25 protein-coding genes, 3 tRNA genes and 1 other RNA gene are annotated in these 23,840 nt (G+C 60.0%); 13 read left to right on the forward strand and 16 right to left on the reverse strand.

The features are described from left to right. Window positions 1-31 precede the first annotated feature (31 nt). The 4 genes from M1D97_RS14315 (at window position 32) to M1D97_RS14330 (ending at window position 3,506) form a co-directional block, all read left to right on the forward strand. Complete coding sequence (locus M1D97_RS14315) at window positions 32-295, forward strand: formate dehydrogenase subunit delta (RefSeq protein ID WP_456268381.1); 264 nt, start codon at window positions 32-34, stop codon at window positions 293-295. A 274-nt stretch (window positions 296-569) separates the two neighbouring features. Continuing rightward, window positions 570-1,700, forward strand: a complete 1,131-nt coding sequence (locus M1D97_RS14320) for an ABC transporter substrate-binding protein (RefSeq protein ID WP_456268382.1) — start codon at window positions 570-572, stop codon at window positions 1,698-1,700. Next, the gene (locus M1D97_RS14325; RefSeq protein WP_456268383.1) at window positions 1,693-2,763 is read left to right on the forward strand and encodes a FecCD family ABC transporter permease; all 1,071 of its coding nucleotides are present in this window, start codon (window positions 1,693-1,695) and stop codon (window positions 2,761-2,763) included. The genes M1D97_RS14320 and M1D97_RS14325 overlap by 8 nt, the downstream gene beginning before the upstream one ends. Then, complete coding sequence (locus tag M1D97_RS14330; protein WP_456268384.1) at window positions 2,757-3,506, forward strand: ABC transporter ATP-binding protein; 750 nt, start codon at window positions 2,757-2,759, stop codon at window positions 3,504-3,506. Before M1D97_RS14325 ends, M1D97_RS14330 begins: the two co-directional genes overlap by 7 nt. 63 nt (window positions 3,507-3,569) lie before the next feature. Here M1D97_RS14330 and M1D97_RS14335 read toward each other — a convergent pair whose 3' ends face one another. The 5 genes from M1D97_RS14335 to grpE form a co-directional block, all read right to left on the reverse strand. Continuing rightward, window positions 3,570-3,980, reverse strand: a complete 411-nt coding sequence (locus M1D97_RS14335; RefSeq protein ID WP_456268385.1) for a septal ring lytic transglycosylase RlpA family protein — start codon at window positions 3,978-3,980, stop codon at window positions 3,570-3,572. A gap of 77 nt (window positions 3,981-4,057) precedes the next feature. Beyond that, the gene (locus M1D97_RS14340) at window positions 4,058-4,462 is read right to left on the reverse strand and encodes an Ohr family peroxiredoxin (RefSeq protein WP_456268386.1); all 405 of its coding nucleotides are present in this window, start codon (window positions 4,460-4,462) and stop codon (window positions 4,058-4,060) included. Between the two features lie 122 nt (window positions 4,463-4,584). Then, entirely contained in the window at window positions 4,585-5,736 is a 1,152-nt protein-coding gene (gene dnaJ, locus M1D97_RS14345; RefSeq protein WP_456268387.1) for a molecular chaperone DnaJ, read from the reverse strand. 87 nt (window positions 5,737-5,823) lie between these two features. Beyond that, complete coding sequence (dnaK, locus tag M1D97_RS14350) at window positions 5,824-7,752, reverse strand: molecular chaperone DnaK (RefSeq protein WP_456268388.1); 1,929 nt, start codon at window positions 7,750-7,752, stop codon at window positions 5,824-5,826. Window positions 7,753-7,894: 142 nt separating this feature from the next. After that, entirely contained in the window at window positions 7,895-8,521 is a 627-nt protein-coding gene (gene grpE, locus M1D97_RS14355; RefSeq protein WP_456268389.1) for a nucleotide exchange factor GrpE, read from the reverse strand. A 288-nt stretch (window positions 8,522-8,809) separates the two neighbouring features. On the opposite strand from grpE, the gene recN reads away from it, so the two are divergent. Further along, window positions 8,810-10,483 carry a DNA repair protein RecN gene (recN, locus tag M1D97_RS14360; protein ID WP_456268390.1) on the forward strand — a complete coding sequence of 558 codons (1,674 nt, stop codon included), beginning with the start codon at window positions 8,810-8,812 and terminating at the stop codon, window positions 10,481-10,483. Between the two features lie 80 nt (window positions 10,484-10,563). On the opposite strand, the gene fur is transcribed toward recN, so the two are convergent. Further along, window positions 10,564-11,013 carry a ferric iron uptake transcriptional regulator gene (fur, locus tag M1D97_RS14365; RefSeq protein WP_090136096.1) on the reverse strand — a complete coding sequence of 150 codons (450 nt, stop codon included), beginning with the start codon at window positions 11,011-11,013 and terminating at the stop codon, window positions 10,564-10,566. 73 nt (window positions 11,014-11,086) lie between these two features. Here fur and M1D97_RS14370 point away from each other — a divergent pair, with 73 nt between their 5' ends. Next, window positions 11,087-11,527 (forward strand): outer membrane protein assembly factor BamE, encoded by a 441-nt coding sequence (locus tag M1D97_RS14370; protein ID WP_456268391.1) that lies wholly within the window; start codon window positions 11,087-11,089, stop codon window positions 11,525-11,527. Between the two features lie 21 nt (window positions 11,528-11,548). Here M1D97_RS14370 and M1D97_RS14375 read toward each other — a convergent pair whose 3' ends face one another. After that, window positions 11,549-11,857, reverse strand: a complete 309-nt coding sequence (locus M1D97_RS14375; RefSeq protein WP_456268392.1) for an RnfH family protein — start codon at window positions 11,855-11,857, stop codon at window positions 11,549-11,551. Beyond that, a complete protein-coding gene (locus M1D97_RS14380; RefSeq protein ID WP_456268393.1) occupies window positions 11,857-12,291 on the reverse strand; it encodes a type II toxin-antitoxin system RatA family toxin in 435 nt (144 codons plus the stop codon). Before M1D97_RS14380 ends, M1D97_RS14375 begins: the two co-directional genes overlap by 1 nt. 153 nt (window positions 12,292-12,444) lie before the next feature. Here M1D97_RS14380 and smpB point away from each other — a divergent pair, with 153 nt between their 5' ends. The 3 genes from smpB to M1D97_RS14395 all read left to right on the forward strand — a co-directional run bounded on the left by smpB (window position 12,445) and on the right by M1D97_RS14395 (window position 15,077). Then, complete coding sequence (gene smpB / locus M1D97_RS14385) at window positions 12,445-12,921, forward strand: SsrA-binding protein SmpB (protein WP_456268394.1); 477 nt, start codon at window positions 12,445-12,447, stop codon at window positions 12,919-12,921. Window positions 12,922-13,033: 112 nt separating this feature from the next. Further along, window positions 13,034-13,415, forward strand: a transfer-messenger RNA (tmRNA) gene (ssrA, locus tag M1D97_RS14390). 750 nt (window positions 13,416-14,165) lie between these two features. Then, window positions 14,166-15,077, forward strand: a complete 912-nt coding sequence (locus tag M1D97_RS14395) for an ATP-grasp fold amidoligase family protein (RefSeq protein WP_456268395.1) — start codon at window positions 14,166-14,168, stop codon at window positions 15,075-15,077. 45 nt (window positions 15,078-15,122) lie between these two features. Here M1D97_RS14395 and M1D97_RS14400 read toward each other — a convergent pair whose 3' ends face one another. Then, window positions 15,123-15,827 carry a hypothetical protein gene (locus M1D97_RS14400; RefSeq protein ID WP_456268396.1) on the reverse strand — a complete coding sequence of 235 codons (705 nt, stop codon included), beginning with the start codon at window positions 15,825-15,827 and terminating at the stop codon, window positions 15,123-15,125. 293 nt (window positions 15,828-16,120) lie between these two features. Here M1D97_RS14400 and M1D97_RS14405 point away from each other — a divergent pair, with 293 nt between their 5' ends. Further along, window positions 16,121-16,690, forward strand: coding sequence for a Yip1 family protein (locus M1D97_RS14405; protein WP_456270234.1), 570 nt, complete (start codon window positions 16,121-16,123; stop codon window positions 16,688-16,690). A gap of 82 nt (window positions 16,691-16,772) precedes the next feature. Here the strand turns inward: M1D97_RS14405 and M1D97_RS14410 are convergent, their stop codons facing one another. From M1D97_RS14410 to M1D97_RS14440, 7 genes are all read right to left on the reverse strand, one after another. Then, the gene (locus M1D97_RS14410) at window positions 16,773-16,976 is read right to left on the reverse strand and encodes a cold-shock protein (RefSeq protein WP_086620861.1); all 204 of its coding nucleotides are present in this window, start codon (window positions 16,974-16,976) and stop codon (window positions 16,773-16,775) included. 365 nt (window positions 16,977-17,341) lie between these two features. After that, window positions 17,342-17,417 (reverse strand) — tRNA-Thr (locus tag M1D97_RS14415). A 25-nt stretch (window positions 17,418-17,442) separates the two neighbouring features. Beyond that, window positions 17,443-17,517, reverse strand: a tRNA-Gln gene (locus M1D97_RS14420). Between the two features lie 5 nt (window positions 17,518-17,522). After that, window positions 17,523-17,598, reverse strand: a tRNA-Phe gene (locus M1D97_RS14425). Window positions 17,599-17,671: 73 nt separating this feature from the next. Then, complete coding sequence (locus M1D97_RS14430) at window positions 17,672-17,944, reverse strand: oxidative damage protection protein (protein WP_456268397.1); 273 nt, start codon at window positions 17,942-17,944, stop codon at window positions 17,672-17,674. Between the two features lie 26 nt (window positions 17,945-17,970). Further along, the gene (gene mutY, locus M1D97_RS14435; protein ID WP_456268398.1) at window positions 17,971-19,059 is read right to left on the reverse strand and encodes an A/G-specific adenine glycosylase; all 1,089 of its coding nucleotides are present in this window, start codon (window positions 19,057-19,059) and stop codon (window positions 17,971-17,973) included. 77 nt (window positions 19,060-19,136) lie between these two features. Beyond that, complete coding sequence (locus tag M1D97_RS14440; protein WP_456268399.1) at window positions 19,137-21,479, reverse strand: AsmA family protein; 2,343 nt, start codon at window positions 21,477-21,479, stop codon at window positions 19,137-19,139. Between the two features lie 262 nt (window positions 21,480-21,741). On the opposite strand from M1D97_RS14440, the gene hisB reads away from it, so the two are divergent. The 3 genes from hisB to hisA are packed head-to-tail and all read left to right on the forward strand — an operon-like array spanning window position 21,742 to window position 23,831. Beyond that, on the forward strand, window positions 21,742-22,341 hold the full coding sequence (hisB, locus tag M1D97_RS14445) for an imidazoleglycerol-phosphate dehydratase HisB (protein WP_456268400.1): 600 nt from the start codon (window positions 21,742-21,744) through the stop codon (window positions 22,339-22,341). 51 nt (window positions 22,342-22,392) lie between these two features. Beyond that, the gene (hisH, locus tag M1D97_RS14450) at window positions 22,393-23,037 is read left to right on the forward strand and encodes an imidazole glycerol phosphate synthase subunit HisH (RefSeq protein ID WP_456268401.1); all 645 of its coding nucleotides are present in this window, start codon (window positions 22,393-22,395) and stop codon (window positions 23,035-23,037) included. A 47-nt stretch (window positions 23,038-23,084) separates the two neighbouring features. Next, window positions 23,085-23,831: a 1-(5-phosphoribosyl)-5-[(5-phosphoribosylamino)methylideneamino]imidazole-4-carboxamide isomerase gene (gene hisA / locus M1D97_RS14455; RefSeq protein WP_456268402.1), complete on the forward strand. Its 747-nt coding sequence runs from the start codon at window positions 23,085-23,087 to the stop codon at window positions 23,829-23,831. Window positions 23,832-23,840: the final 9 nt, after the last annotated feature.

Consider the following 23,840-nt stretch of genomic DNA (forward strand, 5'->3'; position numbering starts at 1 on the left):
GTCATGACCCTATCGGGAGTGGACACCTGACATGAACGATCCCAATGCACCGCTGATCAAGATGGTCAATCAGATCAGCGCCAACAATCGCCATCATGACAGCGATGAGGCGGCGGCCGAGCAGATTGCCGGCCATCTCAAGAAGTTCTGGGCCCGCGACATGAAGCGTCAGATCATCGACTACGCCGAGACAGACGGCAGCGAGCTGGACCCGGTAGCCCGCCTGGCGGTGATTCGACTCAAGACCATGTCGGGCATCGTGAGAGACTGGGAGGAAACCTCCGACGCCGGATGATCCGCACGTCCTGTTGTTCCAGGACATAACGATGGGCCCCGCTCGCGCCGGCGAACGGGGCCCTTTTCATGTCTGAGCCCCGGCCCGGAGGCTCTCCTGTCACCTGAAGCCATTCTGCTCGCACTGCGAATTTTCGCCCGACACCGCTCGACGCCCTGCCGGAAAGTTCGCATAATGCCGAAAAACGCAAATGATAAACCTTATCATCCCATGACAGGGCGTTTCCCGATGCTGCCCTGGCAGCGCGCCCACCTCTCTGGCCACGACAATTCCCATGAAACGACATCTTCTGCTGACCGCTTTTATCGCGCTTGCCCTGCTCTCCTGTGTCGCCCAGGCCCGGGAGGTGGTTGTAACCGACGTGGCCGGCCGCCAGGTGCCTGTCGATACCCCGGTCGAACGCATGATCCTGGGAGAAGGTCGCCAGATCTATCTCTTGAGCGCTCTGCAGCCCGAGGCGCCCTTCAGGGGGGTGGTAGGCTGGCGTGATGATCTCTCTCAGGCCGACCCGGAAACCTGGGAGGCGTATGCCGACAGATTCCCCGAAATGAAGGAGATTCCGACCTTTGGCGGTTTCAAGGACGGCACCTTTGACGTGGAGCAGGCCGCCGCGCTGAGTCCCGACGTGGTTTTCATGAACATCGAGGCCAGAACGGCCACCGAGGATGCCGGCTACGAGGACAAGCTCGCCGCACTGGGGATTCCCATCGTCTATGTCGACTTTCGCGAAAACCCCATCAGGGACACGCCGGCCTCGATCCGGCTCATGGGGCAACTGCTGGGCAAGGACGAGGCTGCCGAGCGCTTTATCGACTTCTCCAGCGAGCAGATGGCGCGTGTGACCGACGTGATCGAAAAGGCCGACCCGGAACGCCCGCGTGTCTTCATTGATCGCGCCGGCGGCTACTCCGATGACTGCTGCATGAGCTTTGGCCCGCACAACTTCGGTGACTACGTGCGCATTGCCGGCGGGCAGAACATCGCCGATGACATCATTCCGGGCACCTTTGGCACCCTCAACCCCGAACAGATCATCGCCTCCAACCCCGAGCAGGTGGTGGTCACCGGCGGAGACTGGGAAGCCTACGTGCCCGGCGGCGCCTGGGTGGGTGTCGGCCCGGGCGCGGACATGACCGAGGCCCGGCGCAAGCTCGAGGCCCTGACGCACCGCACCGCCATGACCGGTATCGAGGCCGTCAAAAACGACCAGGTCCACGCCATCTGGCATCAGTTCTATAACAGCCCCTACTACTTCGTGGCGGTGCAGCGACTGGCCAAATGGTTTCACCCCGGGCTGTTCGAGGACCTTGACCCCGATGCCACCATGGCCGAACTTCACGAGCGCTTTTTGCCGCTGACCTATCAGCCGGGCTACTGGGTATCGCTCGAGACGAAAAATGACTGATACAACGGCTGCCATGACCGCCTCCGAACAGGGACGTACCTTCTATCGCGCCACGGTGCTGCGCCGCCAGCTGATCCTGCTGGGGCTTCTGGGGGCGCTGTTTCTAAGCTTTTGCGTCGATCTGGCACTGGGGCCGGCCCGCTATGACCTGATGCAGGTACTGAAGGCGCTGATCACGCCCGGCTCGGTCAGCGAGCAGGTCAATGTCATTGTCTGGCAGATCCGCATGCCGGTGGCACTGATGGCGATCGTGGTCGGCGCCAGCCTGTCGATTGCCGGCGCACAGATGCAGACCATCCTGAGCAACCCGCTGGCGAGCCCCTTTACGCTGGGCATTTCGGCCGGCGCCGGCTTCGGCGCGGCCCTGGCGCTGGCGTTCGGGGTGTCGATCATTCCGGCGGCCGTGGACTATATCGTGCCGATCAACGCCTTTCTGGTCGCCATGCTGACGGCACTGATGATTCATCTGTTGAGCATGCGCCGCGGCGTGACGATCGAAACCATCGTGCTTTTGGGCATCGCCATGGTGTTTATCTTCAACGCCCTGATGGCGCTGATCCAGTTCTTTGCCAGCCAGCAGGCGCTGTCGGCCGTGGTGTTCTGGACCATGGGCAGCCTGACCAAGGCGACCTGGCCCAAGTTCTGGGTGGCGCTCACGGTGCTGGCGATGGCGATACCGCTGCTGGCTCGCCATGGCTGGGCGCTGACCGCCATGCGGCTGGGTGATGCCAAGGCCGAGAGCATGGGCGTGCGCCCGCGACGGCTGCGGCTTCAGGTGTTGATGCTGGTGTCGCTGCTGGCGTCAGTATCGGTGGCCTTTGTCGGCACGATCGGTTTTATCGGACTGGTAGGGCCGCACATCGCGCGGATGCTGGTAGGCGAAGATCAACGCTTCTTTTTGCCGGCCTCGGCCCTGTGCGGCGCCCTGATCCTGTCGGTAGGCTCGGTGATTTCCAAGATGCTGATCCCGGGCACGGTGATCCCCATCGGAATTATCACCTCGCTGGTGGGCATCCCGTTTTTCCTCTTTCTTGTTCTCAACCAGAAGAAATCGACATGGTAAGCCTGACGCTGGAACAGGTCACCGCCCACTACGGCAAGCGTGAAGTGCTTTCAAGCATTACTACGCCGACGCTGTCGGGCGGTCAGGTGGTGGCGCTGCTGGGGCCCAACGCCGCGGGCAAGTCCACGCTGTTTCGACGCATTCTGGGGCTATTGTCCGGCGGCGGCCATGTCCGGATTGCTGGCACCAGTGCCGAGCGGCCGGTGGCCTACATGCCGCAGGAAACCCGCATCGATGCGGTACTGAGCGTCTATGAAAGCGTGCTGCTGGCGCGAATGCAGGGGCGTCGCCTCAAGGTACAGCCCGAGGATCTGGCGCAGGTGGACGCCGCGCTCGATGAGCTCAATCTTGTGCCGCTGGCCCGGCGGTATATCAGCGATCTCAGCGGCGGACAGCGCCAGCTGGTCAGCGCCGCCCAGGCGCTGGTACAGGCCCCGGATATCCTGCTGCTCGATGAGCCCACCTCCGCGCTGGACCTGCATCGCCAGATCGGGCTTTTGAGCGTGCTGCGCCGGCTGGCCGAGCAGCGTCAGATGCTGATCATTGTGGCCCTGCACGATCTGGGCCACGCGCTGCGCTTTACCGATCAGGCCATCGTGCTGGCCGGGGGCGCCCTGAAAGCATGTGGCCCGACGCGAGCCGTGGTGACTTCCGAGCTGCTGCGGGAGGTCTATCAGGTCGAGGGGCGCATCGAGACCTGTTCGAGGGGCACGCCGCTGCTGGTGGTCGAGACGGCGCTTTAAGGGGCGCAGCCGACACGTGGCGGCGCCGCGTCAGCAGGACCGGGCGGCGCGCCCGCCTTCGGGCTACTCCAGCACTTCGAGCCTGACCGGCGCCACGCCGCTGCGGATCATCCCGATCCGACCGGCGGCCGCACGGGACAGATCGATCACGCGCCCGCCCGTAAAGGGCCCCCGGTCGTTGATGCGAACGACCGCCTGGCGCTGATTGTTCAGGTTGGTCACCCGCACCCGGGTGCCGAAGGCGAGCGTGCGGTGGGCCGCCGTCATGGCGTTTTTGTCATAGCGCTCGCCGCTGGCCGTTTGTGCGCCCTGATATCGATCATTGTACCAGGAGGCTTCTCCCGTGGCGGTAGCGCCCGGGGCGTCGGACAGCTGATGACCGGCACAGCCGCTCAGCACCAGCAGACACAGCAGCGCTGCCAGCCACGACCCCCTGTTTGACCGGTCCTCGACCGGCATTGATCCTGTCGACATGCGTTCACACTCTCCATAAAAAACGCCCCGCAGTCTATCAGAGCTGCGGGGCGTTTTTTACGAAGCGTTTGTGAAGGTTATTGCCCCTTCACCTCGATATCGACCTGAATATTGCCGCGTGTGGCCTTGGAGTACGGGCACATCTCATGGGCCTGAGCGATCAGCTTTTCCGCCTCGTCCTGAGGCAGGGCGACCTCCGCCGTCAGCTTGACCGTCAGGTTGTAGTCATGATTTTCGGAATTCAGCGCGACATGGGCCGCGACCGGAATGTCTTCCAGCTTGTGACCCTGCTGGCGTGCCACGCCCATTGCGGCGCTGGCAAAGCAGGCCGCATAGCCGGCCGCAAAGAGCTGCTCCGGATTGGTGGCGTCGGTGCCGCTGCCCGGCATGGCAAGATCGACGTCGAGAATGCCATCGTCGCTTCTGGCGTGGCCCTTGCGTCCACCGGACACATTGACGGTGGTTTCATACATGACTGACATGATGCGCTCCCTGTCGTGAAAACCTGTGGCAAGCGTAGCCGATACTTCTTCACCACGCCCGGTTAAAAAATGGCCATAAAAAACCCTGCCGGATGGCAGGGTTGTGATATCGATACGAACGCTTATGAGCGCATGTCATCGAAAAACTTCTTCACGCCATCAAACCAGCGGCTCTTGCGCGGCGAATGACGCGTGTCCGTGCCGTCCAGGCTCTCCTGGAACTGACGCAGCAGCTGCTTTTGCTCCTCGTCGAGATTGACCGGCGTTTCCAGTACCACCTTGCACATCAGATCGCCCGGCGCACCGCCACGAACCGGCTTGACGCCCTTGCCGCGCAGGCGGAACAGCTTGCCGGTCTGGGTTTCGGGCGGAATGCGCAGCTTGACGCGACCTTCCAGCGTCGGCACTTCCAGCTCGCCACCGAGCGTGGCATCCACGAAGTTGATGGGCACTTCGCAGTAGAGATCGCGCCCGTCACGCTCGAAGATGGCGTGCGCCTTGATGGCCACCTGGACATACAGATCGCCTGCCGGGCCGCCGTTGACGCCGGCTTCGCCTTCACCGTTGAGACGAATGCGATCTCCGGTATCGACACCGGCCGGAATCTTGACCGACAGGGTACGCGTTTCCTGGATGCGCCCTTCGCCGTGGCACTTGCGGCACGGCGTATCGACGCTTTGCCCCTGACCGTGACAGGTCGGGCAGGGCTGCTGCACGGCAAAGAAGCCCTGCTGCATGCGAACCTGGCCCATGCCGTTACAGGTCGAGCAGGTGCGCTTGCTGGTGCCGGGCTCGGCGCAGTCACCATGGCAGCGATCACACTCGACCAGACGCGGCACGCGAATGTCGACAGTGGTACCGGCGACGGCCTCTTCCAGATCGATCTCAAGGTTGTAGCGCAGATCCGAGCCGCGCGCAGCACCGCCCGGGCCACGACGCCCGCCGGCACCGCCGAAGATGTCGCCGAAGACATCACCAAAGATGTCGCTGAAGCCACCCGCGCCGCCGGCACCGCCAAAGCCGCCGCCGCCAAAGCCGCCCCCCTGACCGTCTACGCCGGCATGACCGAACTGGTCGTAGGCCGCCCGCTTGTCGCTGTCGGCCAGGACTTCATAGGCGTCAGAGACCTCGCGGAACTTTTCGGCAGCAGTCTCATCATCCGGGTTGCGGTCGGGGTGATACTTCTGCGCCAGACGGCGATAGGCCTTTTTGATTTCACGGTCGTCGGCGCCGCGCTCGACGCCGAGGACCTCATAGTAGTCGCGCTTGGACATGGTGTAACGGATCCTCCGAAGTCTGACACCTGCAAAAACAACGCGGGAGCCAGGCTCCCGCGTTGGACAGCTTAGCCGTGAAAGGCCTTACTGCTTTTTCTTGTCGTCGTTGACTTCTTCGTAGTCCGCATCGACCACATCATCACCGCTCTTTTGCTGCTCGCCTTCCGGCTGCTCACCCTGCGCCTGTTCGTCGCCCTGCTCGGCGTACATCTTCTGCGCCAGGTTGCCGGACGCTTCGGTCAGGGCATCCAGTTTCGGCTGGATCTGTTCCTGATCGTCGGTCTTGAGCGCTTCTTCCAGCTCGGAGATGGCGTTTTCGATGCTCTGACGATCTTCGTCAGTAGCCTTGTCACCCGCTTCATCCAGCGTCTTGCGCGAGGCGTGGATCATGCCGTCGGCCTGGTTGCGCAGCTGTACCAGCTCCTCGAACTTCTTGTCCTCGGCCTCGTGCGCCTCGGCGTCCTGAACCATCTGATCGATCTCTTCATCGGAGAGACCGCCGGAGGACTTGATGACGATCGACTGTTCCTTGCCGGTCGCCTTGTCCTTCGCGGTGATGTTCAGGATGCCGTTGGCGTCGAGATCGAAGGCTACCTCGATCTGCGGCACACCACGCGGTGCCGGCGGAATGTCGGCCAGGTCGAAGCGACCCAGCGACTTGTTCTGCCCCGCCTGCTTGCGCTCGCCCTGCAGCGCATGGATGGTCACCGCGGTCTGGTTGTCCTCGGCCGTGGAGAAGGTCTGTGTCTTCTTGGTCGGGATCGTGGTGTTTTTCTCGATCAGCGGCGTCATGACACCACCCATCGTTTCGATGCCCAGCGTCAGCGGTGTGACGTCGAGCAGCAGCACGTCCTTGACGTCGCCGCCGAGTACGCCGCCCTGGATCGCGGCGCCCATGGCCACGGCTTCATCGGGGTTGACGTCCTTGCGGGCATCCTTGCCGAAGAACTCGGCAACCTTTTGCTGGACCAGCGGCATGCGCGTCTGGCCGCCCACCAGGATGACGTCCTGAATCTCGCTGTTGGAGAGACCGGCGTCCTGCATGGCGGTCTTGCACGGACCGAGCGAGCGCTGAACCAGGTCCTCGACCAGCGATTCAAGCTTGGCGCGGGTTACCTTGACGGCCATGTGCTTGGGACCGGTCTGGTCTGCCGTGATGTAGGGCAGGTTGACTTCGGTCTGCTGCGCGGAGGACAGCTCGATCTTGGCCTTCTCGGCAGCTTCCTTGAGACGCTGCATGGCGAGCGAGTCGCCGGACAGGTCGATGCCGGCGTCGGTCTGGAACTGCTGCACGAGATAGTCGATCAGCTTCAGGTCGAAGTCTTCGCCGCCCAGGAAGGTATCGCCATTGGTGGCGAGTACTTCAAACTGCTTCTCACCGTCGACATCGGCCACTTCGATGATGGAGATATCGAAGGTACCGCCGCCCAGGTCGTAGACTGCGATGGTGCGATCGCTGCCCTTGCTGTCCATGCCGTAGGCCAGCGCTGCCGCGGTCGGCTCGTTGATGATGCGCTTGACTTCAAGACCTGCGATGCGACCGGCGTCCTTGGTGGCCTGACGCTGGGAATCGTTGAAGTAGGCCGGCACGGTGATGACCGCTTCGGTCACTTCTTCACCGAGATAGTCCTCGGCGGTCTTTTTCATCTTCTTCAGGACTTCGGCGCTGACCTGCGGCGGCGCCATCTTGTTGTCGTTGACCTGGACCCAGGCATCGCCGTTGTCGGCTTCGATGATGCTGTAGGGCACCATCTTGATGTCCTTCTGGACAACGTCGTCCTTGAACTTGCGGCCGATCAGACGCTTGACCGCATACAGGGTGTTGTTCGGATTGGTCACGGCCTGGCGCTTGGCCGCCTGACCGACCAGTGTCTCGCCGTCATCGGTGTAGCCGATGATGGAAGGCGTGGTACGTGCGCCTTCGGCGTTTTCGATTACGCGGGTCTTGTCACCATCAAGCACAGCCACACAGGAGTTGGTTGTGCCAAGGTCGATACCGATAATGCGTCCCATAGAATCACCTCGAAAAATCTTCTGAACCAAAAATGCTTTCGATGCGCAGCCAGCGCTGCGTGGATGTCTGCCTATGTGTGGGCATTACGTCGCTTTTCAAGACCCCACACGACTCATTGTCGACAAATCATCCCCGGCCGGGTCAGGCCTGCTTGCTTACCACCACCATGGCCGGACGGACCAGGCGGCCATTGAGCGTGTAGCCCTTCTGCATGACGTCCATGACGGTGTTGGGATCCATTTCCGGATTGGCCACCTGGGTCATGGCTTCATGATATTGCGGATCGAAGGGCTCGCCGTGCGGGTCGATCTGCTCGACGCCAAACTTGTTGAGGACATCAAGCTGCAGCTTCAACGTCATCGATACGCCCTCACGGTGCGTTTCGCTGACATCCTCACTCATGCTCTCGAGCCCCTTTTCAAGGCTGTCCACGACCGGCAGCAGTTCCTTGACGAACTTCTCCAGTGCAAACTTTTTCGCCTTGTCGGCATCCTGTTCGGCACGACGCCGGGCGTTCTGCGCCTCGGCGGCTGCCCGGACCTGCTGATCCTTCGCCTCGGCCAGCTGCTGCTCGAGCTCTGCCACGCGACCGGCCAGCACGTCGGCCTCCTGATCGCTCTGGCTCAGCATTTCCTCGTCGTCCGTCTGCAGCACGCCTTCGATATCCTCGATGGCATCCGTGTTGTCGGCGTCAAACGACTGCGGCTCGGCGTCGCGGTCGGCGCGCTCGAGCTCTTCATCCTTCGGATCATGCGGCTTGTTGGCCATACCCCACTCCTGACTCGCTGTGTCGACTTTGGTCATGGCGCTCATTCTGCGCGGGCAGTACGCGACCGGCTGTCAGTGCGTCATCCTGTAGAGCGACATGGGTGCTGAAAACTGTTTACCCAGATGGGGCATTCAAGTCGCGATCTCAAGGCGTGAGGGCAACGAAATTACCAATTCAGGGTATTGAAGCCCGATGGGAGCCGCTGTATAAAAACACATTCACTGTATATAAAGTCAGTTACCAACCCACTGAACCCAGCCATTTGCGACCACGCAACGGGAGTGGCCATGCTGTCTCAGCTATCCATCAGTAACTACGCCATCGTCGAACACCTTGAACTGGATTTCCGGGATGGCATGACGGCCATCACCGGTGAAACCGGGGCCGGCAAGTCCATCCTTCTGGATGCACTTGCCCTGTGTCTTGGCGAGAGAGCCGATGCCGGCAGCGTACGTCACGGTGCCAGCCGGGCCGACCTGGCGGCTCGCTTCGATGTGGCGCATCTACCTGATGCCCGCGCCTGGCTTGCCGAGCGCGACCTGGACGAGACGGAATGCCTGCTGCGTCGCTCGGTCACCGCCAATGGGCGCTCGAAGGCCTGGATCAACGGCGTGCCGGCCACGCTGTCCGATGTAAAGGCGCTGAGCGAACACCTGATCGATATTCACGGCCAGCATGCGCATCAGACCCTGATGCGAGAAGAGACACACCTGCGCCTTCTGGATGACTTTGCCGGCCATCGCGACGAGGTCGAGCAGCTCACGCAGATCCATCGCCAGTGGCAACAGGCCAGTCGCCGTCTGAAAGCGGCACGGGAAAGCGGTGACGAGCAGCAGGCGCGCTATCAGCTGCTGCGCTACCAGGTAGAAGAGCTCGATGCTCTGGCCCTGGGCGAGGAAGAGCTTTCCGCACTGGAAGATGAACAGACCCGGCTGGCCAATGCCGAGGAGCTGATCACCCAGGCACAGTTTGCCGCGGACTGCTGCGATGACGATGACAGTAGCGCCCTTTCGCAACTGACACAGGCCCGACAGCGTCTGGAGCAGCTGCCCGGCAGCGACAGCGGCTCTCTGGCCAACATCCTGAGCATGCTGGGTGATGCCTGCATTCAGCTGCAGGAGGCCGGCTACGAGCTGCATCGCTACATTAACGATACCGAGCTCGACCCTGATCGCCTGATGACGGTCGAGTCCCGTCTGGCGGAGATTCACCGCATCGCCCGCAAGCATCACGTCATGCCCGAGGAAGTACCGGCGTTGCATCAGCGTCTGCAAAGGGAGCTTTCCGCGCTGCAAAACAGCGGCGAAGACATGGATACTCTGGTAGAAGCCACGGAAACGGCGCGCAATGCCTGGCGCGAACTGGCTCAAAAAATCTCCGAGCAGCGCACTGAAGCGGCTCGCCGCATGGGCGAAGAGGTGCAGTCCCAGCTGGCTTTTCTGGGCATGGAAAAGGCGGGCTTCACCGTCGATATTGCACGCCGGGAGAGTGCTCAGCCGGAAGGCATGGATCGAGTCGGTTTTCTGATCAGTGCCAACCCCGGACAGCCGGCCCGGGCGCTGACCCGCGTGGCGTCGGGCGGTGAGCTGTCACGCGTCAGCCTTGCCATCCAGGTCGTGGCGGCACAGCACAGCACCATACCAACGCTGGTCTTTGACGAAGTGGATGTGGGCATTTCGGGCGCCACGGCAGAAATTGTCGGGCAGCTACTGCGTCAGCTGGGCAGTCACGGCCAGATCCTGTGTGTCACCCACCTGCCTCAGGTGGCCGCGCAGGGCCATCAGCACCTGCACATCGAAAAGCAGGCGGACGAGCAAACCACCCATACCACCATGGCGCTGCTTGATGAGAGCGGACGCGTGCGGGAACTGGCACGCATGCTGGGCGGTGTGCATCTTTCGGAGCGCACGCTGGCTCATGCTCGTGAAATGCTGGATGTCAGCCAGCGCTCCGCCCATTGACCGACCCGGCTGCCCCTGACGTCAAAACGCCGCGAATCATCGCGGCGTTTTCGTGATCACCCCTGGCTGCGCGGCCCTGATCAACGGCGATTGCCGCCATCCTGGCGTGTGGCGCTTGACCCCTTGGGCCGAACGTAAAGTACCAGAGCGTGATCCACCAGTTCATAGCCACGCTCTTCGGCCAGCTCACGCTGACGACGCTCGATATCGCGATCGAAGAACTCGACGACCTCGCCGGTCTCGAGACACAGCATGTGATCGTGATGCTCTTCCTGAGACATCTCGAATACGGCATGGCCACCATCAAAGTTGTGACGCACCACAAGGCCTGCGGATTCAAACTGTGTCAGTACACGATAAACCGTGGCCAGACCAACGTCTTCACCGGAATCCAGCAGCGCCTTGTAGACGTCTTCGGCGCTCATGTGCAGATCCTCTTCGCGGGTTGCCTCGAGGATCTGAAGGATTTTTACGCGAGGCAGGGTCACCTTGAGCCCCGCCTTGCGTAACTCCTGATTTCTATCGGCCATGGTAGCTCTTCGCAGTCTCTGGATGTATCGGGTATGATCGATCAAGGCAAACGATAGGGAAAGTCCCAGGCAAATGCAAAACACGCTCAAGCTTATAATTTTTTCTTTTCTGGTCAGCCTGTTAGCAGCATGCGTGTACAAGCGCGACCTGCCACAGGGCAATCTCATCACCCCCGATATGGTGTCGCAGTTACAGCCCGGCATGAGCCGTCAGCAGGTGGTACAGGTCATGGGGAGCCCCCTGATGTACAACGCCTTTGACGATTCACGCTGGAACTATGTCTATCGGCTGAAGGATGCTGATGACAATATCACTGAAAAGCAGGTTTCGCTTGTCTTTAATGGCAATCAGCTGGCCGATGTTCAAACCTCCGGAGATATCGGTGCAAGCCCCGACATCGAGCAGCGGGATGCTCCCGCCTCTGCCGCTGCTGCGGGGCCCGGGGAGACCATTTCACCAATGGGCAACCCGACCTCGAACCCCGAAGGCGGCTCGAACGATCCCACCCTGTAACCCCCCGGGCCTGCCGCCCTTTCAGACCTTTCGCCGGGCCCGGGCCCGGCGAGCCTGTTTGGGATCGATCTGAAGCGGTCGGTAGATTTCGATACGCTCTCCCTGCCGGATGACCCGTTCGGCAGGTGATTTGACATGCTCACCAAAGATGCCCAGGTGCAACGAGTGAAGGGGCATCCCTGCCAGCGCTTCTATCCGCTGGCAGAGCCCCGAGGCTTCAAGCGCCGCCAGCACTGTCGTGCCCTGCGCCACGGTTACGGTCTCAAGGTACTGCCTTTCGGGTGTCGCCCAGGCCACTTCGCAGGTAATACTGCTGTCATTGCCCTTCATCAACGGCCATACACCCTGTCTGCGCGCTCGATAAAGGCATCGACCAGCTGGCCTGCCAGCTGATTGAAAAGGCGCCCGAAGGCCATGCCCAATAGCCGATTCGAAAATTCGAATTCCAGATGCAGCTCCACCCGGCAGGAGCGATCATCAAGTGCCACGAATTTCCAGTAGCCTTCAAAACGCTTGAATGGGCCGCTGGCCAGTGACAGGTCGATACGGTCAAAGGGCTTGAGTTTGTTGTGAGTCCGAAAGGTCTGCTCGATGCCGCCCTTGCCCAGGGTCAGCTCGCCTATCAGGTAGTCTTCCCCCTTCTCTACCGTACGCGCATTGCGACAGTTGGGTAGAAACTCGGGGTAACGCTCGAAATCATTAACCAGCTCAAACATCTGCTGATCGGTATGGCGCACCATCGCGGAGCGATCAACGGTGGGCATGCCCTTCTCCCATGACGCAGGCACGCTCAGCGCGTACCATGGTTGACGTTTTTTCACACATGCTTGAATGATATCACGCCTCCCCCCATTTCAAGGTGAGCACGCGCATGTGATGCATTGCATGATTCCTATAGTCAAGGAGATGACATTTCGATGGGCAAGAAGAAACACCAGCCCTCAGGCAATCTGATTGCCCAGAACCGCAAGGCGCGCCATGAGTACCATATCGAGGAGAGCTTCGAAGCAGGGCTCGCGCTGTCAGGATGGGAAGTCAAGAGCCTGCGTGCCGGCAAGGCTCAGCTGACGGATACCTACATTCTGGTACGCCGTGGCGAAGCATGGCTGCTGGGCGCCCATTTTACTCCGTTGAGCACCGTCAGCACGCATGCCGTGGCAGAGCCGGACCGCACGAGAAAACTGCTGTTGCACAAAAAGGAGATTGCCAGGATCTTCTCGCGTACCCAGGACAAGGGGCATACCTGTGTGCCGCTGCGCCTTTACTGGAAAGGCCATATCGTCAAGTGCGAACTGGCACTGGTGGTGGGCAAGCAAAAGCATGACAAGCGGGAAACCGAAAAGCGCCGCGATTGGGAACGGCAAAAGGCGCGCGTGATTCGTGAACAGCGCTAGTCCAACAATTCGGCCACATGGCAGTGGCGGCATGAAAGGCAAGATGACGCGGCCCTGTCATGGCAGGCGATTGGCGTCAGCAGGAATTGTTGCTATAATCTTTCAGTGATTCGGGGGCGTTCTGGATTCGACGCCGGTTGCAGATCCTGAGGTGCATGCCGAGAGCGTAACGTATCTCGTAAATACCACGTTACTTTAAAATAGTCGCAAACGACGAAAACTATGCTCAAGAGGGCGCGCTGGCAGCATAAACCCTGCCGGTAACCTTCTTACCCCGAAGCGATGTGCCTGTTCATCGTGACGGGGCTACGAGCCAAAGCTGACAGGATCGCGGTTGGTTTTGTTCTCGCATCAACCGCTAAACATTAGAGAGCCCGCTGTATCGGATCCTGCTCGTCGGAGCCAATACGGTTGAAACAAAAGACGAAACTAAGCATGTAGAGCTGATGGACGAGTGCCGGCGGACGGGGGTTCAACTCCCCCCGCCTCCACCAAACATCAAAAGGGCCGCTGAAAATCAGCGGCCCTTTTTATTGGCATATGGCCATTGCCAAAGGCAAGGACGCAAGGCAAGCCCTGCACGGAATTTTAAAATGATGTTGCCTTTAAGAAAATATCTAAATTTTTAGTAACATTTAAATATTTTAATTTTTCTATCCTTTTTTGGACTGTATTCTCCCGGCTTTTGTATGTGCGCTGCAAGTTATTGAATTGACAACTACCACCGTCTGAACAACATCTGTCTGCTATTCTGAAATAGTATCTACTGTCACTTTGCGCGATCCAGCCTACCTGTCAGCAGGTGCAACACGATTTAATGGCGTGGACCATTTAATCCGTTTTTTAATTTCCCTGGTTGGCAGCGCTAACTGTGCAGAAAGTAACAAAAGTTACATAAAGCGACCTGCAGCACCACTTCGGCACATCGCAGTGGCAGGCACGCTGCCAACATTGATGCAATCGCAGCTAACGCCTATCGGAATGATGTTTTCCATGGATGGCGCTATACCATTTTTCAGGTCAAACTGAAAAATGGTGTGAGTACCTTCATACACGGTTCAGCGAACCTTTATTCATTCGTTAACCGGCAGGGCTATCCATGGCCGACTCCGGGCATCATCCGATACCCCCCCGTTTCAGGGGACAGCTGTATCGCAGGGGTATCCAAGAATGAAGGAGGGCATATGCCCAGGGCCGTAAAAAACCTGTTTGCCGACTCGCTGACGGCTGATTCGGAGCCTCAAATGAACAAGCAGGACAGCAGTATTGTCGATGTGGAAAAGAAGGACCACATCGGGGAATTCCTGCGCCTGGCGCGTCGCAGCATCATGAATGTTCTTCCTGACAAGTGGCATACGGCGCTGCGTTATCGACGAGTGTTTGGCGAATTCCCCGATCTCAGGAATCCGCGCACCTTCAATGAAAAGATCTGCTATCGCAAGATTAATCCGCAGCCCATCTACTCCGTCCTGAGCGACAAGATTGCAGCGCGTGATTATGTGGCCCATACCATTGGCGAGCAGTATCTGGTGCCCTGCTATGCGATAGAGTCCGAGCCCACACCGGCAACCTATTCAGCATTGCCGGAAAGCTTTGTCATGAAAGCCAATCATGGCTTCGGCTACAATCTGCTCGTACGCGACAAGGCCGATCATCCGTTTCCACAGATATATAATCTGGGACAGCACTGGTTGAGCCAGGATTTCTACGATGTCTGCCGCGAAGCCCACTATCGCGAGATCAAGCCCCGCCTGATCTTTGAAAAGCTGCTGGTGGATGACCTTGGCAACATCCCCAAGGACTTCAAGTTCCACTGCTTCCAGCGGGAAGGCGAAGAACCGGTTGTTTTTATTGAAGTAACTCACGACCGTTTTACCAATTACAAGGTCGATTTTTATAATCAGGACTGGGAACTGGTAGAGATCCGTCAGCCCGAGGTCAGCACCGGGCAGGCCATGCCCCGGCCCCAGCAGCTTGATGAAGCTCTCGAGCTGGCGCTCAAGCTTGCCAATGGTTTCTCTTATGTGCGTGTGGATTTCTATCTGGTCGGGGATGCGATCTATTTCGGTGAGATGACCTTCACGCCGACTGCCGGCCTGACCAAGTTCAAGGATCGTGATACCGATCGTCAGTGGGGCGCTCTGTTCGACGTTTGAGTCCCCTGTCTGGACATGGCAATCACGCGATTGCCATGTCCAGCACTACTCGCCCTGTTGCGCGTCGGTATTCACCGGCATGCGAAGATCACGCTGCCATCGACGCACCTTCAGACGCTGACGGCGCTTGCCCAGCTGCTGGGTACCAATCGTTTCAGGCACAAGGCTCAGCTTCCTGTCATCGTCATACTTCATGTTGAACCGCCGACTGGCACCTATCGGGCTTGTCTCGGCGCCAAAAATCATGATCAGACGAATTTCAATGGTACTAAAGCCCTCGTCGCCGGTTGGACGACAGCTTTCATCCACACTGATGCCATGTTCGCTGGCGACCTTTTGCAACAGGGCCCTGAAGGTGCCCGCATTCATGTATTCACCGGACCCCAGCGGCCCCTGTCGCGTTACCTGACGCAGTTCCTTCGTGTCAACGCCGCTGCTGCTTTCTCCCTGCTCATCCACCGTATCGGTCACATCCGTCACGTACTGGCCATCACTGGTTTCGAGCTTGACGATAATGCTGTCTACAAAAACGGCGGACTGACTCATGTTACTGACGATACAGCGTGAATCGATGCCGCGCCCATAACCGTGGTTGATAATGATCTGGGGTCGTCGCTGCACGCGAAAGTTATGCAGGAGAAGCTGCAGGTAGACGCCCCATATCACCAGCATGCCGACACTGGTCAAACCGCTGAAAACCGTGGCGTTTTCCTGTATCCAGTCCCATAGATTACTTAAAAAATAGATCACTGCCGTCCCCTGAAACGTATGCGTCCGGATACCATCCTGCCCCGCCCCTGAACACGCTCTCTATCAACACAAGCATGGCTGAAAAAGCGACTGTCTGCCCGGACCTGCGCCCCATCGACCAATTGATGCCCTGACAGCCCACATCGGATGACAAGAGCCGGCTATAGTATTAATGAGGCCGCCGCCACCCTGCGGCCAGCTGCGTGAAACATGTCGTATGTCAGTGACATCAACACTGTTTGGACCTCGGATGGTCCTGGGAGTGCATCATGATTCATCATGTCTGGGGCCTGATGGCTCACCCTCATCGAGAGTGGAAACACATCAAGGGGGAACACGAAAGCGCAACACACATGTACGCCAGCCATGTTCTGCTGCTGGCCACCATACCTGTCGTTTGTGCCTTTATCGGTACCACTACCGTGGGCTGGGGCTTTGGTCGCTCTGCCGTAGTGACCCTGTCGGTCACCAGCGCCCTCCAGCTGGCCATCATCTTCTACCTGGCCATCCTCGGCGCCATCGCCCTGATGGGACTGGTCATTCATCGCATGGCGCAGCGATACCCCTCCCACCCGGACCTGAATCAATGCATCGTGTTTGCAGGATATGTGGCGACCCCCATGTTTCTGGCCGGACTGGTCGCGCTTTACCCGCTGCTATGGCTGTGCGTACTGGCCGGTGTCGCAGGCCTTTGCTACACGGGCTATCTGCTCTATCTGGGGATTCCGGGCTTTCTGGATATTGATCGCAAGGAGGGCTTTATTGTCTCCAGCTCAACGCTGGGTATCGGTGTGCTGGTGCTTGAAGTGCTTCTTGCCATTGCCGTGCTGCTCTGGGGATATGGCGCCCATCTGGTCTATTGAGAAGACAGGCTGTTGCAGCAGGTATCAATAAAAAGGGAGCTGCCGGTGGCAGCTCCCTTTACGGCAGATAATATCTACCGACTTACTCGGGGCGGATGGCAGAAGCCTGCAGACCCTTTTTACCCTGAGTGACGTTGAAGGAGACCTTCTGGCCTTCCTGCAGCGATTTGAAACCTTCTGCCTGGATTTCGGAAAAGTGTGCGAACAGATCGTCGCCACCGTCGTCAGGAGAAATAAAACCGAAACCCTTGCTGTCGTTGAACCACTTGACTGTGCCAGTTGCCATGCGTTTGATACCTGTGCAATAGATTAATGATGGTCAGCCCCGAGCGGGCAAAACAGGATAGCCATTCATGTGCTCTCGACAGGATCGATTACAACTGACGATATGCTGCCTTGTTAACCACCTCGGTTCATAGTGCACCCATCCCCCCACCCGGTCAAGCAACCCTTTAGCAGGGAAGGTAATAAATACGGGAGGATCGTTGATGTATGACATGACTGACGCCGTTCGATCACACCGGCAGGACCATGTCGCCACGCAGTGATCAACAGCATAACGATGTCATGACATCGTGCCATCGGACAGGCATAAAAAAACCGCCTGTGGAGGCGGTTTCTTTTTTCGAATCACATCAGGTGATATCGAAATGGTGCCGGCTGAAGGAGTCGAACCCTCGACCTACTGATTACAAGTCAGTTGCTCTACCAACTGAGCTAAGCCGGCATATTCAGCATGACAGATACTGAAGTGGCTGGGGTACCAGGACTCGAACCTGGGAATGCCGATACCAAAAACCGGTGCCTTACCACTTGGCTATACCCCAGCAGATGGTGGCCAGAGACGGAATCGAACCGCCGACACGAGGATTTTCAATCCACTGCTCTACCGACTGAGCTATCTGGCCGCTGCCAACGGCTGCGTATTAAATCGAAAACCGCCTTGCGGGTCAACACCCATTGCCGAATTATTTCAAAAAATTATTGGGAGGGCGGCACATAGCCTTCGGCACTGTCGGTTTCCTCGTTGTTGAAAAACCGCGTCATTTGCGCCATCAGGTAATCCCGCGTCTCGGGATCAAGCATGTTGAGCCGCTTCTCGTTGATCAATCTGGTCTGCAGCGCCTGCCACTCCTCCCAGGCCTGTCTGGAAACATTGTCGTAGATGTCCTGGCCCTTGGCGCCAGGCAGGGGCGGCATCTGCAGTCCTTCCATCTCCTGCTGATACTTGCGGCAAAATACCGTACGAGTCATTGAAATACCTTTTAGCGGATGCGTTTCTACAGCAGCGTAGATGATGACAGCGACGCCAGCAGTGCCTTGACCGGCGCCGCCAGTCCAATACTGTCGGGCTGGTCCGGATCATACCATCGCCAGCCGGCTGCGGCGTCATCATGACCTCGCCCTGCCAGATGCGCCTGAACCGGCGTGATCTCGAATCGAAAATGGGTAAAGGCATGTGTAAAGCATTGCCACTGCCCCTGAACCTCACTGCCGGGCATGGCGTCGAAAAGCCAGGCGCGCAGGGCGTTTTGATCGTCAAACTGCGGCAGCCCCCACAGACCACCCCAGAGCCCGCTGGCGGGGCGCTGTTCGAGCAGCACACGACCGTCATCATCACGCAGCATCAGCATCACGGTCTGACGAACGGGCTTTTCCTTTTTCGGTTTCGATTCGGGAAAGCGGTGCTCTTCTCCACGGGCATGTGCCACGCAGTCCTTCTCAAAGGGACACAGCAGGCAGCTGGGGCGTCGACGCGTACAGAGCGTGGCGCCCATGTCCATCATGGCCTGCGTGAAATCGGCACAGCGCCAGTGCGGTGTATAGTACTCCGCCAGCTGCCAGAGCCTGCGCTCGATATCCGACCTGCCGGGCCAGCCTTCCACGCCATGGAGCCGCGTCAGCACCCGTTTGACGTTGCCATCCAGAATGGGCGCGCGCTCATCGGTTGCCTGGGCAATAATGGCTCCGGCCGTCGAGCGGCCGATGCCCGGCAGGGCGCTCAGGGCCTCCACACTTTCGACCGGAAACCGGCCGCCATGCTCCTCGACCACGCAGCGGGCAGCCCGATGAAGATTGCGGGCGCGGGCGTAATAGCCCAGCCCTGTCCAGAGATGAAGCACCTCATCCTGCTCGGCCGCCGCCAGCGCTTCTACATCCGGAAAGCGCTGCATGAAGCGCTCGAAATAGCCGATAACGGTGGCGACCTGCGTCTGCTGCAGCATGATTTCCGACACCCAGACACGATAAGGGCTCCTGTCCTGCTGCCACGGCAGATGGGTGCGGCCATACTGATCAAACCATCCCAGCAGCCGGGTGCGAAAATATTCGGCATCCAGCGGCTGCGGGGCCTCTACAAAAGTACTCACGAATTGGCACTCGTTTGGAAATGAAACACGAAAAGCGCAGGCGCCACACCCATTGAGGCGCCTGCCATACGACGTGATTACTGAAAAAGTCCCTTGATGGCGTTTTTCAGATTGCTGCCGGACTCCTCACCCAGCTTGTCTTCGATACGCTGGCCCAGTCTGCCCTCGAGCTGGCGGTCCAGATGCTCGCGCAGTGTCTCCCTCCCCTCGCTGGCCGCCGTTTTCTGCAGGATGGTGCGAAAGGCATCGGTATCGAACCGGCACCACTGACCCGGCGACGCCTGCAGATCCCCCGAACAGCGCAGCGGCAGCTGTATCCGACCCAGGCTGTCGCTGACCGGGCACCCGCGGACATCGGCGGTATTGACCAGCCGGGCGGCCAGCGCCATATCCAGCTTCTGCGCCCCCAGATCGACTCGACCGCCGCCGGTCATATCGATGCCCGGCAGCGCCACCGCCAGATCGTCGTTTTTGACGACACCATCGACAATATCGAACGTGGCCGAAAACTCGTCGAACCTGGTATCGCTGCCCCACTCGTGCGAAGTGCTGTTGCCCTGCAGCATGGCTGCCGTGGTGCAGAGCTGTCCCGGCAGGTTGACCCCTATCATGGCGCCATCGGTAATCTCGAACGCGGCCTCGCCATTCAGACCGGCCAGCAGCGAGACCGGCGCTTCAAGCGTGGAGGACAGCGTCGCGCTGGCCTCGAGCGTGCCGCGAAAGAGATCATCACGACCCAGCGCATCGTGCAGCAGGGGTTGCAGCGCCACCCCCGACAACCGTGGCTCAAACGACAGCGCCGCCGATGAGGCATCAACGTTCATGGCACCACTGGCCCTGAGCGCTCCCTCATAAAGATCGGCCACCAGCCTCGGGAGACGGTAGCGTCCGTCGCGCCCCTGTGCCTGCAGCGCCACGTTCTCGAGATGAAGGCCATGCACGTCGAGCGCCTCGAGTCGCAGGTTCAGATCAAGATCAAGCTCACGTGCCAGCGCCTGAATCCTGTCACTCAAGGGGCGCTCCTGCCCGGCGTCCTGCGCACCCTTTTCTTCCTGCTCCTGCGAGGGCTGCGGCGTGCTGTCTGTCCGAGGCGCCCTTGTCGGCTCCGGCGGCAGGTAGCGATCCAGATCCAGGGCGCCGCCTTCGATGTCGGCATGCAACAGCGGCGGCTCAAGGCCCAGCGACGCACTGCCCTCGAAGGCAGTACCATCGACATCAAGGGTGAGATCCGTCAGGTGCGCCGTCTCCCTGTCGCCCTCGACGCGGGCGGCAAATCCCACACGCTGCAGCGCCTGGGCATCGGCGGTCGCCGGCAATTGACCCAGACGCTCCAGCCAGCTGCGCAGATCGCCCGGCGCCATCTCGAGCTGCCCCTGCCAGTTCAGATCCCCCCTCAGGTCACGGGCTTCGCCGCTGCCGGTGAGACGCAGCAGCTGGCCACTACCGAGCGTCAGATGGTTCAGGATGGCAAGCTCCTCCTTGAGCGACACCTCACCGCTGACGTTACCGTTCAGCGGCAGGGCATGCTCGCCCAGTCCCGGCCAGTGAAGGGTGCTGTCAAATGTCGCCTTGTCGAAGCTGTAGCGCTGCTGTCCCAGATCCGCAGCCAGCCTCGAGGCATCGACGCTGAAGCGCTGATCATTGGCATCATCCAGTGCCGGCAGACGTGCTGCTCCCTTCATTGTCAGTCCGTTCAGGGTGTACACGGCACTGTCGAGATCGACACTGGCCTGACTTTTCAGATTGATCCTGCCGGTCATTTCGGGCCGGGTACTTTCCATGGCAAAGGAGAGCTCCAGCGGAAAATTGCCCCCTGACGTCACATTGGAGGCGGTCAGGGCCAGCGAGGAGAGCGTGATCTCGCGGTCGTGCTGCTGATCATCCAGATGCACCCGGCCGTCGCTGATCTGCACGCTGGCAATATTCATGGCCAGAGGACGCTCGCCTGCCGTGGTGACGCGCTGGGGCCGCCGCGATGTCGAACTCGGTGGCGCACTCTCCTGGCGCGCGGCGGTATCGATCAGCGGCTCCCAGTTGCCGCGCCCCTGCTCGTCACGTCGCAGATTGAGACGCAGCCCATCCAGCGTAAAGCCGTCGACTTCGATGTTGCCGGTCAACAGCGGCGCGAACCGTATCCGCGCCTCGGCCTGTCGAAAGGCGGCAAAGGGCGCGTCGTCATCGCTCTGATCCGGAAGACGCGCCGAGGCGTCTTCAACGGTGATACCGATGCGCGGATAGAAGGTCCAGGACAGCGGACCGTTCAGCGACAGCTCCAGCCCCGTACGTTCGCGCACGGCATCCGCCAGCCTCGGCTTGAGGTCGTTGGGGTCAAGAAAGGTCGTCGCATAAATGACTACGGCCACTGCCAGCAGTCCCAGCACACCCATCGCCGCCAGCACTATCCTGAACAACGCTTTCATTGATACTCTCCAGAAGACCCTTCACACCCGACACCCCCTGACGGGGCCTGTCGTCATGCCATGAGCCGGTTCATCAGTGGCGCTCGCCAGTGTAGCGGATGGTGATTGCCCTTCTCTATAATGGCACGCCGGCGCAAGCGCTCGAGCGCCCCATCATCGGCATGCCCCGGCGCATCGATTCGCGCAGGCGTGACCCGCTTTTGGTATCGTTGTTACCCATTACGCCTTCGAGGCGGTGAGCCGTTTTCTACAGGGAGCCTTCATGACCCAGTCGCCGCGACGCGCCAGTATTTCACGTCATACCAGCGAAACGCGTATCAGCGTCTCGCTTGACCTTGACGGCCAGGGCGAACTCAACGCCGATACCGGCGTGCCCTTTTTCGAGCACATGCTCGACCAGATCGCGCGCCACGGCATGATCGATCTGTCAGTCCATGCCGATGGCGACCGGCACATCGATGACCACCATACGGTGGAAGACACCGGCATCACGCTGGGCCAGGCCTTCGCCGAAGCGCTGGGCGACAAGCGCGGCATTCATCGCTACGGTCACGCCTATGTCCCGCTGGACGAGGCGCTCTCGCGCGTGGTGATCGATTTCTCCGGTCGCCCGGGGCTTTTCATGAACGCCGCGTTCACGCGTGACACCATCGGTGCCTTCGACACCCAGCTGGTGTCCGAGTTCTTCCAGGGCTTCGCCAGCCATGCCCGTGCCACCGTGCATATCGACAATCTGAAGGGCGACAACGCCCACCATCAGGTCGAAACCATTTTCAAGGCCTTCGGCCGCGCCCTGCGCATGGCCGTCTCCCCGGATGAGCGCATGACGGGGCGGATCGCCTCGACCAAGGGCAGCCTGTAACCCAATACCGTCCGGTCGGCGCAGTGCCGGCCGGCAAGGAGCGTGTTCAGCATGACGATTGCCATCATCGACTACGGCATGGGCAACCTGCACTCGGTGGCCAAGGCCATCGAGCATGTCAGCCCGGATGAGCGGGTCACCATCACGCGGGATGCCCGTGCCATCAAGGGGGCTTCCCGCGTGGTGCTTCCCGGTCAGGGCGCCATCCGTGACTGCATGGGAGAGCTCGAACGCACCGAGCTGACCGGTCTGGTCAAGGAGCTTCTCCTTGACGCCAGCAAACCGCTGCTGGGCATCTGCGTCGGCCAGCAGATGCTGATGGACAAAAGCGAGGAGAACGGCGGCGTACGCTGTCTGGGCTACATGCCCGGTCGAGTGACGCGCTTTGACGACTCGGCCCTGGACGATCAGGGCCAGCGGCTCAAGGTCCCCCACATGGGATGGAACCGCGTCCACCAGCACCACATGCACCCGCTCTGGGAGGGCATCCCGACCGGCGAGCGCTTCTATTTCGTGCACAGCTACTTCGTCAGGGCCGATGACGACGCCCACGCGATGGGGTATATCGATTACGCCGGCAGCCGGGCCCATGTCGCCACCGGCCGCGACGCCGTCTTTGCCGTACAGTTCCATCCGGAAAAGAGTGCCGATGCCGGCCTCAGGCTGCTGGCCAACTTTGTGACCTGGTCGCCCTGAGCCCGGCAGCGTCCAACCCCTTTCACGACAAGGATAAAGGAATCCCCATGCTGGTCATCCCCGCCATCGACCTGAAAGACGGTCAGTGTGTTCGCCTCAAGCAGGGCCGTATGGAAGACTCGACCACCTACGGTGAAGACCCGGTCGCCATGGCCCAGCGCTGGGTGGATGCCGGCGCACGACGACTGCACCTGGTCGATCTCAACGGCGCCTTTGAGGGCCGCCCGGTCAACGCGGACGCCGTCAGGGCGATTGCCGAGCGCTTTCCGGATCTGCCCATCCAGATCGGCGGCGGCATCCGCACCCGGGAAGTGATCCAGAGCTATCTAAACGCCGGTGTCAGCTGGGTCATCATCGGCACCCAGGCCGTGCGCGACCCCGACTTCGTTCGACAGATGTGCCGAGAGTTCCCCGGTCATATCATGGTCGGGCTCGACGCCCGTGATGGCTATGTGGCCACCGACGGCTGGGCGGAAGTCTCCACCATGCGCGCCGTGGATCTGGCCCGCCATTTCGCCGAGGATGGCGTCAGTGCCATTATTTATACCGACATTTCGCGCGATGGCATGATGAGTGGCGTCAATATCGAATCAACGGTTGAAATGGCCAGCTACGGTGGGGTACCGGTCATCGCCTCCGGCGGCGTGACCGATATCGAGGACGTGCAGAAGCTGGCGGATGTGGCCGCTGCCGGGATCGTCGGCGCCATCACCGGACGCGCCATCTATGAAGACAAGCTTGATCTGGCCGAAGCCCAGATCCTGTGTGACGCCATCGACGCGCGGCGCGGCTGACGCCCCGGA

The organism is Kushneria sp. AK178 (assembly GCF_053903105.1).